This is a genomic window from Corynebacterium parakroppenstedtii, assembly GCF_019754935.1.
GTDB lineage: Bacteria > Actinomycetota > Actinomycetes > Mycobacteriales > Mycobacteriaceae > Corynebacterium > Corynebacterium parakroppenstedtii.
On sequence record NZ_JAGSOA010000001.1, the window covers coordinates 39,747 to 52,454 of the forward strand.

Annotated in this window: 14 protein-coding genes; 5 read left to right on the forward strand and 9 right to left on the reverse strand. The window is 54.3% G+C overall.

The window, feature by feature from the left end; all coding sequences use genetic code 11:
* Nucleotides 1-128 precede the first annotated feature (128 nt).
* Both KCQ76_RS00185 and KCQ76_RS00190 read right to left on the reverse strand, forming a co-directional pair.
* On the reverse strand, nucleotides 129-665 hold the full coding sequence (locus tag KCQ76_RS00185; protein ID WP_231725296.1) for a phosphoribosyltransferase: 537 nt from the start codon (nucleotides 663-665) through the stop codon (nucleotides 129-131).
* A 207-nt stretch (nucleotides 666-872) separates the two neighbouring features.
* Entirely contained in the window at nucleotides 873-2,195 is a 1,323-nt protein-coding gene (locus KCQ76_RS00190) for an MFS transporter (protein ID WP_046202344.1), read from the reverse strand.
* Between the two features lie 322 nt (nucleotides 2,196-2,517).
* On the opposite strand from KCQ76_RS00190, the gene KCQ76_RS00195 reads away from it, so the two are divergent.
* The 4 genes from KCQ76_RS00195 (at nucleotide 2,518) to KCQ76_RS00210 (ending at nucleotide 6,917) form a co-directional block, all read left to right on the forward strand.
* Nucleotides 2,518-3,903, forward strand: a complete 1,386-nt coding sequence (locus tag KCQ76_RS00195) for a TrkH family potassium uptake protein (RefSeq protein WP_082089850.1) — start codon at nucleotides 2,518-2,520, stop codon at nucleotides 3,901-3,903.
* 115 nt (nucleotides 3,904-4,018) lie between these two features.
* Nucleotides 4,019-4,705 carry a potassium channel family protein gene (locus KCQ76_RS00200; protein ID WP_046202343.1) on the forward strand — a complete coding sequence of 229 codons (687 nt, stop codon included), beginning with the start codon at nucleotides 4,019-4,021 and terminating at the stop codon, nucleotides 4,703-4,705.
* Nucleotides 4,692-6,206, forward strand: coding sequence for a SulP family inorganic anion transporter (locus tag KCQ76_RS00205; protein ID WP_231725311.1), 1,515 nt, complete (start codon nucleotides 4,692-4,694; stop codon nucleotides 6,204-6,206). The genes KCQ76_RS00200 and KCQ76_RS00205 overlap by 14 nt, the downstream gene beginning before the upstream one ends.
* Nucleotides 6,207-6,269: 63 nt before the next feature.
* Complete coding sequence (locus KCQ76_RS00210) at nucleotides 6,270-6,917, forward strand: cation efflux transmembrane domain-containing protein (RefSeq protein WP_046202341.1); 648 nt, start codon at nucleotides 6,270-6,272, stop codon at nucleotides 6,915-6,917.
* A gap of 115 nt (nucleotides 6,918-7,032) precedes the next feature.
* Here KCQ76_RS00210 and KCQ76_RS00215 read toward each other — a convergent pair whose 3' ends face one another.
* The 6 genes from KCQ76_RS00215 to KCQ76_RS00240 form a co-directional block, all read right to left on the reverse strand.
* On the reverse strand, nucleotides 7,033-8,199 hold the full coding sequence (locus KCQ76_RS00215) for an ABC transporter permease (RefSeq protein WP_052722272.1): 1,167 nt from the start codon (nucleotides 8,197-8,199) through the stop codon (nucleotides 7,033-7,035).
* Nucleotides 8,196-9,080 (reverse strand): ABC transporter ATP-binding protein, encoded by an 885-nt coding sequence (locus tag KCQ76_RS00220; RefSeq protein ID WP_046202340.1) that lies wholly within the window; start codon nucleotides 9,078-9,080, stop codon nucleotides 8,196-8,198. Before KCQ76_RS00220 ends, KCQ76_RS00215 begins: the two co-directional genes overlap by 4 nt.
* A 96-nt stretch (nucleotides 9,081-9,176) precedes the next feature.
* Complete coding sequence (locus KCQ76_RS00225) at nucleotides 9,177-9,671, reverse strand: pyrimidine dimer DNA glycosylase/endonuclease V (protein ID WP_046202339.1); 495 nt, start codon at nucleotides 9,669-9,671, stop codon at nucleotides 9,177-9,179.
* 277 nt (nucleotides 9,672-9,948) lie between these two features.
* The gene (locus KCQ76_RS00230; RefSeq protein WP_046202338.1) at nucleotides 9,949-10,134 is read right to left on the reverse strand and encodes a hypothetical protein; all 186 of its coding nucleotides are present in this window, start codon (nucleotides 10,132-10,134) and stop codon (nucleotides 9,949-9,951) included.
* Nucleotides 10,134-10,817: a YceI family protein gene (locus tag KCQ76_RS00235; RefSeq protein WP_052292467.1), complete on the reverse strand. Its 684-nt coding sequence runs from the start codon at nucleotides 10,815-10,817 to the stop codon at nucleotides 10,134-10,136. Before KCQ76_RS00235 ends, KCQ76_RS00230 begins: the two co-directional genes overlap by 1 nt.
* 27 nt (nucleotides 10,818-10,844) lie before the next feature.
* Nucleotides 10,845-11,207 carry a hypothetical protein gene (locus KCQ76_RS00240; RefSeq protein WP_012731534.1) on the reverse strand — a complete coding sequence of 121 codons (363 nt, stop codon included), beginning with the start codon at nucleotides 11,205-11,207 and terminating at the stop codon, nucleotides 10,845-10,847.
* Nucleotides 11,208-11,410: 203 nt separating this feature from the next.
* On the opposite strand from KCQ76_RS00240, the gene KCQ76_RS00245 reads away from it, so the two are divergent.
* Nucleotides 11,411-11,800 carry an RNA polymerase-binding protein RbpA gene (locus KCQ76_RS00245; protein WP_046202337.1) on the forward strand — a complete coding sequence of 130 codons (390 nt, stop codon included), beginning with the start codon at nucleotides 11,411-11,413 and terminating at the stop codon, nucleotides 11,798-11,800.
* 89 nt (nucleotides 11,801-11,889) lie between these two features.
* Here the strand turns inward: KCQ76_RS00245 and KCQ76_RS00250 are convergent, their stop codons facing one another.
* Nucleotides 11,890-12,708, reverse strand: a complete 819-nt coding sequence (locus tag KCQ76_RS00250; RefSeq protein ID WP_046202336.1) for a polyprenol monophosphomannose synthase — start codon at nucleotides 12,706-12,708, stop codon at nucleotides 11,890-11,892.

The following is a 12,708-nucleotide window of genomic DNA, read 5'->3' on the forward strand; positions in this document are numbered from 1 at the left end:
AAATCGCGTAGTCACCGACGAGAGCCCCGGCAGTAGTCTTGCTCTCAAGCGCTCTAGGCTACTCCATGTTGCCTGCGACGTGCATTGGAGCTGCTATGGCGAGTATCCCATTGCTCATGGGGCAAGGATTACTTGTTACTGGGCTTAACCGGGGGCAGGGTTGACCACGGGAAATTAATCCACTTATCTGTGTATTTCCATACGTAGTCCGATTTAATTACTGACTGAGGTTTTTCGTAAATAACCGCAGTGCGGGACTCTTTGACCGTTTCTTTGCAGAATTCCTGCACGAGCTCCAGCGTTTTTCCAGTATCGGCGACGTCGTCGGCAATGAGGACTTTCATTCCCGTGAGATCTACCGCGTCCGGAGTGGGTGGCAGCATGATGGGTGTTTCAAGGCGCTCATTGATGCCGGTATAAAACTCGACATTGATGACCGACACGTTCTTAATCCCCATGGCGTATCCCAGCGCACCACCGATCAGGAGACCACCGCGCGCAATGGACAAGATGAGGTCAGGCTCGTAGTCATCAATGACCGTTTGAGCGAGCTCACGCATGGCGCAACCGAACTTTTCGTATGTGAGCTCCTCGCGATCACCTTCGGTTGCTCCGTCGATAACTGGGCCCTTGTTTTTGTCTGATGAGTTCGTTGACGCCGTCATATCCTTGTCCTCGTTGTCGCAGGGAACTGATCCGTGCCAGCACGTCGGCCACATGATCGACGAGTCACACTGGCTCCGGCTGAAAAGCCGTGTACCGATTGTAAAACAGGCCGTCGCGTCACCAGGAATAGGAGAGTGGGAGAGAGCGAAACGTAGAGGCCGTTGGACTACTTCCCTTTACGTCGTTCTAGGTCGCTTTAAGCTCCACTATGTTTCGCTCATGTCTTTGTGCTTGGTTTCTGGGATCACCCAAATCGCAATCATGGATATCACGGTGGTGACAGCGAGGTATACACCGACCATGTCAACACTGAACCGTGTGACCAGCCATGTTGCGATGAAGGGTGCGATGGCAGCTCCCAGAATCGACGCAAGATTGTACGCGATTCCCGAGCCGGTGTAGCGGACGTTAGTGGGGAAGAGCTCCGGCAAAACTGCGGACATGGGGCTGAAAATGCACCCCATCACACCCATTCCCACGATGAGGAAGATCAATACCGTCATTTTGTTCGCTGACTCGGAATTCAGTAACACGGGGAACAGTGCCGCGAAAATGAGCATGGCGACCGATGACGTGAGTAGCGATTTCCGACGGCCCCGTTTATCGGCGCCTAGGGCTGCAAAGGGAATAGTTCCCATAAACATCAGTACAGAGATGAGCTGGAGAACAAGGAATTCTTCGTAGGGAATTCCCAGCCCCGCTGAGTCTTCAGGTTTCCCAATGCCGTACGACAAAATCCACGTCGTAATGAGGTAGAAGAGTGTGTAGCAGGACACCATAACTAAGGTGCCTTGGATGATTTGAACCCATGACGTCTTGAAGACTTCCGCGAGTGGTGCGTCGACCCGCTTGCCAGATTCAACGGCTTTCTTGAAGACGGGGGTTTCCTCTAATGAGAAGCGAACCCATAGGCCGATGATGACCATGACCGATGAGAAGAGGAACGGAATACGCCATCCCCACGACATGAATGCGCCGGACGTGTCACCGATGGTGTAACCCAATGTGGTCGCGAGGATGAGGAAGGATCCGTTGGCCACCAGGAAACCAATCGGAGCTCCCAATTGCGGCCACATCGCAGCCCACGCTCTTTTATCTTTTGACGCGGTTTCTGTGGCCAGAAGTGCTGCTCCCGACCATTCTCCGCCGAGGTCGAGCCCCTGGCTGAACCTCATGAGTGCTAATAGTGCAGGCGCGAATAAGCCAATGGCCCCATATGTCGGCAATAAACCGATGATAAATGTCGCTATCCCCATGGTGAGTAGCGAGGCGACTAGCGTTGCTTTGCGGCCGATTCGGTCGCCGAAATGCCCAAAAACGACGGAGCCCAGTGGCCGACCGAGAAAAGCGAGCCCGAACGTCGCAAAGGATGCGAAAAGTTTAACGGTCGGGTCGTCATTATCTGGAAAGAATAAATAAGGGAAAACAGCCACCGCAGCTGTGGCATAAACATAGAAATCGTAAAATTCAATTGTTGTTCCCACCATGGATGCGACGATAATTTTCCGACGCATCGACGGCTCTGTCATTGGGGAGACTGTACCAGGGGAGACGGTAGTGGAACCCGGCGCTCGGGTAGCAGAAGTCACGCGAATAGTCCTTATTACTCAATACACGCTTTAGGTATGTACATGCTTCACGTATTTATGGGCAGATAACTGATATAGCAAAGAGGTTGGCTATAGGACCTTGGGTGACTAGTAGGCAGGGGTGGCGCCATCTAGGCACGTCAAGTAGGCATAGGATACTTTCCCAAAATGCGAAAAACAAGTCTCATATAATGGAATTCTTTAATGCGACTTTGTCTACCCGACTAGCACCGAGCCGAGCGCAGGCCTACTATTCCCTCTCGTGGCAAAAAGAAGGATAGGTGGGCGCTCCCTCAATCCGACGCAGTTAGTGTCCATCGGGTTCTTTGGGCTTATCGTTATCGGTGCTCTAGCGCTGATGATGCCGTTTTCCAGTGTGAGGCACACGGTGACTGACCCATTAACAGCAATCTTTACGTCGACGTCGGCCGTCTCGCTGACAGGGCTGACCGTCGTGGATACGGGAGGCCACTGGAGCACCGCGGGCAAGATCATCATCGCCACCCTCATTCAGCTCAGTGGCTTGGGAATCATGAGCTTGACCTCGCTAGCTGGGATGATTCTCACGGGGCGGTTCGGTCTTCGACTGCGGATGAATGCTGCTGCGGAAGGGCGCACGCTATCCATTGGCGACGTGAAGTCCACTCTCATTGCCACCCTTGGTTTCACCGCCTTGGTCGAAGGAGCTGTGACTCTGATGTTGGCATCGCGATTTGCCAACAAGTACGGAATGTCGGTTGACCGCGCCATGGGGGAAGGCCTTTTCCACGCGATTTCATCATTTAACAACGCGGGTTTCGGCCTCCGAAAAGACAACCTTGTTCCATATGCTGCGGATGCGTGGATCCTCCTGCCCTTGGCCGGTTCCATCATCATTGGCGGCTTGGGCTTCCCGGTCCTGCGTGAACTGGTCACGCGGCTAAGGATCCGCGTATTACGCGGCTGGAACTGGTCCAACCGAGACAAGCGACTAGGCCATCTCAGTGTGACGTCGCGCCTGACGCTCATCGGGACCGCCGTTTTGGTCTTAGGCGGCTGGCTTGTGATCGGTGTCTTGGAATGGAACAAGGCCATGTCTGGAATGCCGATAGGTGAAAAAATTCTTACCGCGTTTTTCCAATCCGTGACCCCTCGTACCGCGGGTTTCAACTCGGTGGATTATGGGCAGTTTCATCCGTCAACACTATTTATCACTGACATTTTCATGTTCATCGGTGGTGGTTCGGCAGGAACCGCGGGCGGCATTAAAATCTCAACGCTTCTTGTTCTCGTGGCAGCGATGATTGCAGAATTCCGTGGCGAGACCGACACCGTCATTGGCCACCGAAAAATCTCCTACTCAGTTGTCCGGCAGGCGATGACAGTATTCGCGTTGGGAATCATGTTGGTCGCGGTCGGTGTCATCTCGTTGATGTTGATCGAAAACAAGTTCACTGGTTCCCAAATTCTGTTTGAAGTCACCTCAGCATTCGGCACCGTCGGTTTGACCACGGGTATCACGCCGTCATTGCAGGGCTCGTCGCAAATTATTTTGTGCTTCATTATGTATCTGGGCCGCATCGGTCCGATCACATTGGTCACCGCACTAGCTGGTCAGGATAAAGCGCGACGTTTCTCGTATCCGGAAGAACGGCCGTTCATTGGTTAAACGTCATTGGTTAGACGCTGGAACGAGAGTAGTTTTTAAGAGCCTGACGCGGTGGAAGAGCGTCGTCCGTCCATGTCAGGATTAGTAAAATCGCAACTAGGGGAGGACAATCCCGATGGTGCATTTCTTTTCATCAACAACTCGTCCGAAGATGAATCTCGCGCCGGTCGTTATTGTCGGTTTAGGCCGCTTCGGCTCTGCAATGGCTAGGGAACTGACGGACCACGGCGTCGAAGTGATGGGAATAGACAGTCGGCAGCGGATGGTCCAGAATGCGGCCGATATTGTCACGAATACTGCCGTCGCTGACTCTACTGATATTGAGGCTCTCCGCCAGTTGGGTGTTGATCAGGTTGGCCGCGCTGTTGTTGCGATTGGATCGAACCTTGAGGCCTCTATCTTGACCGCATCAAACCTCATGGAGCTCGGGGTTAAGGATGTGTGGGCCAAAGCGGACTCTAAGGCCCATGGACGGATTTTGACTCAGCTTGGAGTCCACCATGTGGTCCGCCCAGAGGCCGATACTGGTCGTCGGGTCGCACACATGCTGGGAGGCCACATCCAGGAATTCGTGCAGTTCGACAAGGGTTACAGCATGATTATGACCAAGCCGAACAAAGTGCTTCTTCGCGATCCACTCGATAACCGACGCTTGTGGGAGGACTACAAAGTGCACGTTGTCTCAGTTCGGAGCGACGGTGGCCAGTGGGTTCCGGCGACCGATGGCCGTGATTTTGAACCTACGGATGCACTGATCCTCGCAGGAAGCCCAGAGCGGATTGAAACATTTGCCCGGAAATAGTGTGAAGGATGCCGTTACCGACCATCCGGCGACGGTCGGTTCGTTTCGCTCAGCCTTCTCTTCGTGGGGTCGGTTCCGTACAGAGATCTTCGGCGGGTTGGTGACCTCGCTTGCTCTCATCCCTGAAGTGATTTCTTTCTCGATCGTCGAAGGCGTCGATCCACGGGTTGGCTTATTCACATCCTTCGTCATGTGTGTGGCGATCGCTTTTACCGGCGGCAGGCCCGCGATGGTCACGGCGGCGGCAGGATCAGTGGCGCTAGTCATGGCTCCGCTGGTGAAAAACCACGGAGTCGATTATCTGGTTCCCGCGGTGTTGTTAGCGGGAATGATCCAGATTGCTCTGGGGCTCGGCGGCGTCGCGAACTTAATGCGCTTTATTCCGCGAAGCGTGATGAACGGGTTCGTGAACGCCCTGGCTATCCTCATTTTTCTCGCTCAACTCCAGCACGTCATTCATGTGCCATGGATGGTTTACGTGCTGGTCGCCATAAGCCTTGCCATTATGGTTGTCTGGCCGCGCGTGAACAGAGTCATTCCGGGCCCCTTGGTGGCCATTGTGGTTGTGACAGCGTTGGCCATTCTGGGGCATATCGACGTTCCCACGGTCCGTGATCAGGGAGAACTGCCCCATGGGGTGCCGTCGTTGATAATTCCTGATGTGGTGTTCGGGTTCCGCCATTTCGGGGTTATCGCGCCGTACGCGTTGGGGGCTGCCATCGTCGGTCTCATTGAGTCGTTGTTGACCGCGAAACTTGTTGATGACATCACGGACCAGCACTCTGATAAAACGCGGGAGTCATGGGGGCTCGGAATCGCGAATGTCGCTAGTGCCTTCGTTGGAGGTCAGGGCGGTTGCGCGATGATCGGGCAGACGATGATCAATGTGCGCCATGCCCAAGCTCGTACACGCCTCTCTACGCTTCTCGCCGGCGTGTTTCTCCTCGTTCTTGTGGTTTCGCTAGGGGAGATCGTTGGGCAAATCCCGATGGCCGCGCTCGTCGCCGTGATGTTCGTCGTCGCTTTTTCGACGATGGATTGGCACTCGGTCGACCCGAGAACGCTCCGGAGAATGCCGCTGAGCGAGACAGCGGTGATGGGTGCGACGATTATCGCGACAGTGGTGACCAATAACCTCGCGGTCGGCGTCGTGTGCGGGGTGCTGGGCGCGAGCGTGATGTTTGTTCGTCGCGTTGCTCATATGGTGACGGTGGAACGGGTGGACCATTCCTCCGAGACCAGTCGGTACCGGGTTCGGGGACAGTTGTTTTTTGCCTCGAGTAATGACGTGGTGTTCAGCTTTAATTACACTGACCCGGCGAAAACTATCGAAATTGATGTCTCCGAGGCCGAAGTGTGGGATTCTTCCGCCGTATCAGCTTTGGAATCTATCGCCTACAAGTATCGCCAGCGCGGTAAACATGTTCAGGTTGTGGGCGCGACGGGCGCCAGCTTAGAGCGTCTACGTCGGTTGTCCTCACTGACGATCGTGGACGAGTAGTTCTCGGATAGGCAGGTGGGGTGCAAATGTGCCGTTCTCTGCCTTGGAGAGCACAATAAAACTGTGAATGAAATAGGTAGTTCCCACCGTGTTCACCAGTTACAACGGCGTATTCGTTTCATTGTCGCGTTTACGATTGCGTACAACGTGGTTGAAGCTGTGGTAACAGTGAGTGCGGGGCGGCTTGCCTCCTCGGGCGCCTTGGTGAGTTTTGGCCTCGATTCGACGATTGAGGTTGCTTCTGCCGTAGCAATTGCGTGGCAATATAGCCGACGAGCCCCTGAGCGGTGGGAGAAGCCCACGCTGCGGTTGATCGCGTGGTTGTTTTTCTTGCTTGCCGCGTATGTCGCTGTGGAGTCAGTGATCGCTTTGATGAATCATCGCGAACCTGATCACAGCCCGGTCGGTTTGGGCATGGTGATAGCGAGTGTCATCATCATGCCTCTCGTGTCCTTTCTTGAAAGAGACGCAGGTCGAGCCTTGGGCTCGTCGAGTGCGGTGGCTGACTCTAAACAAACTTTGGTGTGCGCGTACTTGTCAGTGGCAGTGCTGGTCGGCTTGGTTGTGGATTGGCTCTTCGGATGGTGGTGGGCGGACCCCGTAGCTGCCCTGTTCGTGGCTGCTCTTGCTGTTCATGAGGGCAAGGAAGCGTGGGAAGGGGAGTCGTGTGCTGCCACGTCCCATGAAGCGCTTGCCGCTACTGAGCGATAGCTGCCCGTAGGTGAATTCCTTTTCATTTAGTGAAGGGGAAAGGCGGGTCCAGTCACGTCTTCAGTTGGATCGGACCAAGCCGTGACCCTCGTTGTGTGGTTCCGGGTATGGTGCGCTAGTCAGCCCGGGCACGCAAGGCCTGGGACCACTTAATGGCCTGGCCCGTGCGAAGGATAGAGCGCTCATAGATAGCCGACGCAAACCAGATCGCCAGTGCGGTCGCCACGAGCAGGATGCCGAGGGAGAGAAGATGATCCCAGAGCGTGCCTTGGCCCAAGAACACGCGTAGTGGCGTTGCCACGGGGGCAGAGAAGGGGATAAGTGCCATGATCCGCAGTGCCTCTGGGTTGTCATTGAAGAAGATCACCGCGACGTACGGGATCATAATCAGCATCATCACGGGCATCGACGTCGAACCAATGTCCTCCTGACGAGAAACGAGGGAGGCGGCCGCGGCGTACAGGGAAGCGATCATCACGAACCCGATCGCGAATAGCAACACGAACCATAGGATCGGTGCTCTGAGGCCATCGAGCGGTAGAACGGAGTTGTTAAACCGCATGCCCAGTAGAAGGACTCCGGCGATCAGCACCACTTGCAAGAAAGCCATCACGGAGTTACCGATGACTTTGCCAGTCATGAGGGCCTTCGCCGGGATTGTCGCGAGAAGAATCTCTACGATGCGAGACTGTTTTTCCTCGATCACTGAGACTGCGATCTGTTGGCCGTAGATGATAGCGATCATAAAGAACGCGATGCCGAACCCAAAAGAGATGAAATATCGTACGCCTGGGTTAGGGGCGTCTGGATCTAGTAACTCCACGTTCGGAGACACCGACAGAGCCTGGACCATATTCTCTGGCGTGGAATCCAGCCCGACGACGGTAATGCCGGCAGGGGATGATTTATCCGTGATCACTGCGGCATCGACGTCGCCGTTACGTACGGCGTTCTTTGCAGCTTCCGCGGAGTCCATGACCTGAGGCTTGTAGGAGTCGCCAAGACCTTGTACCACCTGGGACGTTTCGGCGGTCACGGCCACTTTCTTCCCGTCGCCACCGAAGAGATCTCCGAGGCGTGGGGCCAAGAGTACGGCCAGCATGAGCAGCCCGAGCACGATCACCGTCGTTACCACGAAAGCTTTGGACATCATCTTGACCTTCATCTCACGGCCGGCCACGAGGCCGACGGCGGTCCAGAAGGATGTCCGTTCGGTGCTACCGGAGGCGAGATGACCGTTCCCATGAGCTGGGGACGAGTGAGTCTGGGGCGAGGCGTTCATCGCGTGACCTCCGTGAAAATCTCATGCAGGGAATGGCGTACAGGACCGAAGCTGTGGATGGGTCCGCGGGAGGTGGCCTCGCGGAGAACCTCGTTGGCGGCGTTCACTGAATCGGCGTGGAACCGGACCTGTCCCTCGTCGGCACTAGTTATTGTCGCGCCGGTTATTGAGTGAACCCAGTCGGTGCTTGCGGCTGTGACGAGCTCCCATTCGGCCTCGGTGTGCTGCTCGATGAGTTCATCGCGTGTGCCGCTGGCCACCACGCGACCGTCGGCGAGAATGACAAGCACATCGCAGAGCCGTTCCACGACGTCCAGCTGATGAGAGGAGAAGAGGACGGGAATACCGGTGTTTGCAGTTTCCTGCAAAACCTGCAGGGTAATGTCCACTGCGTACGGGTCCAGGCCGGAAAATGGTTCGTCCAGTACGAGAGCGCTGGGCTCGTGTACTAATGCGGCAGCCACCTGGGCGCGTTGCTGATTGCCGAGAGACAGCTCTTCGAGCTTGTCCTTCGCACGGTTGCCGAGGTCCAAACGTTCCAGCAGGTTCATTGCGCGGGTCTTTGCTGCCTTTGCAGAGGATCCATGCAGGCGGGCAAGATAGACAAGCTGGTCAATCACCGGCATTTTCGGGTAGAGGCCACGTTCCTCAGGCATGTAACCAATGCCCGCGCGGTAATCGCTGGTGATGGGATCTCCATCGACGAGAATCTCACCTGAGTCGTGGGAGAGTACGCCGAGCAGGATGCGCATCGTTGTGGTCTTGCCGGCGCCGTTGCCACCCACAAACCCGGTCATTAGCCCAGGCTTAATATCGAACGATAAGTCGTGGAGGGCACGCTTGCTACCGAAGGTCTTGTTGAGATCTCGGACGCTGATCATGTCGCCAGGGTATACGACGGGTCAGGACCGGGCCACTGGACGAAGATGAACTAGAAAGTACCTGGCTAAAGATAAGAATACGTTGTTCCTGCTCAGTTAGATATCTTTAACCTTCTCCCACGATTCGATGGGACCCTCAATGACGTCGAATAGTGGATGAGCTGGGGGAATGACTTGATTCTCATCACTGTCAGTGGGCTTGAGATAACTGTTGAGAGTGGACGACAGCCACTCGGGATCTCGATTGGCCACTTTTGTACCGAGGAAACTGAGTTCGTAGCGGAGCTGACCTATCGTCACAGGGATTAAGCTCTGGGCTTGTGTGGTCTGGGCTATATCGTCCAAGCTATAAGTAATACGGTCGCGGTTGAAGTTATAGCCACGAGAATCAGCTTCATCAGCAAGTCCGTGTAAATATGACCCAACCGATAACACGGGATTGTCGGTGGCCTTAAACCTTTCCAGCTGCGGATGGCTCGTGTAGCCCTTAGTGAGTCCACGGAGAACTTTCTGCGCGAGTAAAGTTTCCCGCCAACATGCGACGAGTCCGCGACGGTCTAGCAGGCGGGGGTGTAGTGACCAGATGCGCATAGTTTTAGTGTTCCTCGCAATCACAATGTGGAGTATCGGAGCTTGGTAATACAGTGTCCGCAAAGTGACATAATGTAGATTATCGGCTAAATATATTGTGGTGTTTTACTGCAGAGCGCGGATAATATGCGCCCAACCGGCCTCAACTGCAGATCTCTGAAGGTACACTCCCTAACACTCTTTCTGTCACAGTGACTTAATAATCGTGTGTAACGGGATGTTCTACTCGCTTAGCCACGTATCACCAAGGCACGCAACATCAAGACTTCGGAGATCATCATTGAGCGGGCCGCTGCTTATTCTTCGAGCGATACACCTGGCGCAGCTGGACGATGGTGAGTACGAACAACACCGCGAAGACAACCAATATGATCCACAACTTCTGAATAAGCGCGATCACGATAAGAACGGCCAAGACTGCTAATCGCAGCCACCGTGTCCAAATTAGTGTTTCGTCACTCATTACTGCTTCTCCATAGTTAGCAGCAGATTGATCTCGCCTGTTTCGTCAATCTTGGCAGCAACGAATTGTGGCGATTCAATGTCGTAGTCGCGCCTATTAATCGGAATAGTACTCGAAACAATCAGTTTCTTACCCGTACGCAGTGCTTTTAGTTTGACGTCGATGTCTTTTTTCACACCGTGAATTTCCATGGTCCCCGGCACAGTAATTTCATCAGCGTGCCCGTCGCCTGGCAACGATGATACGTCCACTGGGCCTTTTATTGTGAACACTGCCTTCGGGAACTCATCAGTGTTCAGTATGGTCCGTCGGACATTGATATCGCGTTTCTCAACATCACTGGAAATCGACGTCAGATCAGTGGTTGCCGATCCTTCTGTCAACTTTTGATCCGACACGGTGAATGACCCGTCAACTTTATTCGTTGACCCGCTTGTTTCCTTGGATTTACCAGGAAGAATCTCGTGGAAGGTATATCCGGCAGATGTTGCGTTCTTCCCCGAGCCCCGCACAATCTTCCAACTGCCGTTGATATCGGTGCTTGCTGCCTTGGCATCGCCGTCTGTGAGCGATTCAGTTTTTGTCCCCCGGTCGGTAACCGCTTTATAAACGACCGGCCCAACAGATGCTAAGACAATGGTGACAATTGCTATGACAACCAATGTGATCCAAGGCTTCTTCATAAGCGCCATGGTACTAGCCGCAGTGTTTTATGTATTAGCTTGCTCAACACCCAGGCGGATGGACTCGATATCTCGTGCTAAGGACACAAGATCGCCTGTCATAGCGGCAAGCTCACTTGACGTTGCACCTTCTTGTGCCGCCGTGTTGATATCCTCTGCAGCGCAGCGTAACTCAAAGAGTGAATCGAATAGGTATTGTGCTTTCTTGCCCCGCAAGACGATGTCTGAGTCCGATATTCCGACGCCACGGCCCTCATGGCGCTGCTCGTAGGCTCGTTGTCGACAGGATCGTGAGCAATATTTGGGTTTGCGTCCACGCCCCGAGTATTCGACTGGATTCCCGCACCACTGACAACGGACTTCCTGTGTTGAACGTTCCTTTTCCATCATTATCTTCCATCATTATCCGTGGTCTATGACGCTTAATGATCGACGTTATGTACCAATCATGGAACAGATCTGCCGCTAACATCGTTGTATGTAGCGACGGTTATAATGAATAGCTGGTTTCTTTAGACCTTAGCGCGACATTACGCTCAAGTTGTAAAGCTTTACCAGTACGTACCCCAATGACGTAAGGACTGATTCCCCGCATGGCAGATCGTGTTCTCCGTGGCAGTCGAATGGGCGCCGTTTCCTACGAAACGGATCGCGACCATGATCTAGCCCCTCGGCAGCTTGTCAAGTACCGCACCGAGGACGGAAAGATATGGGAAGTTCCTTTTGCCGACGACGCTGAAATCCCAGGTGAATGGCCGTGCCAGAACGGCAAAATCGGTGAGCTAGTGGAAGGCGAAGGCACAGAGGCTAAGCCCGTCAAACCACCCCGTACACACTGGGACATGCTTCGCGAACGTCGCAGCATCGATGAGCTTGAAAAGCTTCTCAACGAGCGTCTCGACATGCTCAAGCAGCGCCGCCGTATCGCTGCCAAGATGATGAAGGAACAAAAAGAAGCCGAAGAGAAAGCCAAGTCGAAGTAACTCGGCTCCCCTCGACTTTTCACAAACGGATCCGGTCTCCCCCGCGACTATTCGCAGTCAGAGGCTGGATCCGTTTTTCGTCGCAACTATTACGAGTTGAAACGTCGCTTTTGTTTCTCGATTAACTCATGCACTTCGTGCTTGATCAAGCGCTTCGACGACGTGAACAGCTCTTTCGCCTGCTTGCTTCGATACGCCACTCCCCACTTGGTTACCTCAAGGAGGGAATCTTTCACGAAGTTCCCGGAGAGCTTTGACTCCCCTAGCTCGCGCTCTGTGAAGGTAATCGGCACCTCCCGAACATCGAACCCCTGCTGGAGAATCCGCCAGGCAAGGTCCGTTTGGAAGATATAGCCTGCGTTACTCAACTCGTCGAGATCCACGGCCTCGAGCACAGACCGTCGATAAGCCCTGTAACCAGCGGTAATGTCGCGAATTCCCGCGCCCAAGACAACATTGATGTACGTGTTTCCACCCCGGGATAGGAATTGGCGATACGCGGGCCAATTCACGGTTTCCCCGCCCGGCACATATCGCGAACCAATCGTCAGGTCCGCACCATCATTGACCGAGTCGAGCAAAAGGTGGAGTTGTTCAGGCGCGTGGGAGCCGTCAGCATCCATCTCACAGATCACGTCGTAATTCTGATCAAGCCCCCACCGAAAACCAGCGACATACGCTGCACACAGGCCTTCTTTACCCTTGCGGTGCAAGACATGGATATGGGAATCATCGGATGCCATCTGGTCAGCAAGATCACCAGTGCCATCGGGGCTATTGTCATCGACGACTAAGACGTCTACGCGGTCGGGCTCTGCCTTGCGCAAACGGCCCACGATGAGGGGCAAATTATCCTTTTCGTTGTACGTCGGGATGATGACCAACGTGTTGTCGCTCGGTTGAGTCAA

What these genes read in the sequence shown, in the direction of transcription:
- KCQ76_RS00185 (WP_231725296.1), bottom strand. Translation starts at nt 665, where the DNA reads ATGACGGCGTCAACGAACTCATCAGACAAAAACAAGGGCCCAGTTATC.
- KCQ76_RS00190 (WP_046202344.1), bottom strand. Translation starts at nt 2,195, where the DNA reads ATGACAGAGCCGTCGATGCGTCGGAAAATTATCGTCGCATCCATGGTG.
- KCQ76_RS00200 (WP_046202343.1), top strand. Translation starts at nt 4,019, where the DNA reads ATGGTGCATTTCTTTTCATCAACAACTCGTCCGAAGATGAATCTCGCG.
- KCQ76_RS00215 (WP_052722272.1), bottom strand. Translation starts at nt 8,199, where the DNA reads ATGAACGCCTCGCCCCAGACTCACTCGTCCCCAGCTCATGGGAACGGT.
- KCQ76_RS00220 (WP_046202340.1), bottom strand. Translation starts at nt 9,080, where the DNA reads ATGATCAGCGTCCGAGATCTCAACAAGACCTTCGGTAGCAAGCGTGCC.
- KCQ76_RS00225 (WP_046202339.1), bottom strand. Translation starts at nt 9,671, where the DNA reads ATGCGCATCTGGTCACTACACCCCCGCCTGCTAGACCGTCGCGGACTC.
- KCQ76_RS00230 (WP_046202338.1), bottom strand. Translation starts at nt 10,134, where the DNA reads ATGAGTGACGAAACACTAATTTGGACACGGTGGCTGCGATTAGCAGTC.
- KCQ76_RS00235 (WP_052292467.1), bottom strand. Translation starts at nt 10,817, where the DNA reads ATGAAGAAGCCTTGGATCACATTGGTTGTCATAGCAATTGTCACCATT.
- KCQ76_RS00240 (WP_012731534.1), bottom strand. Translation starts at nt 11,207, where the DNA reads ATGATGGAAAAGGAACGTTCAACACAGGAAGTCCGTTGTCAGTGGTGC.
- KCQ76_RS00245 (WP_046202337.1), top strand. Translation starts at nt 11,411, where the DNA reads ATGGCAGATCGTGTTCTCCGTGGCAGTCGAATGGGCGCCGTTTCCTAC.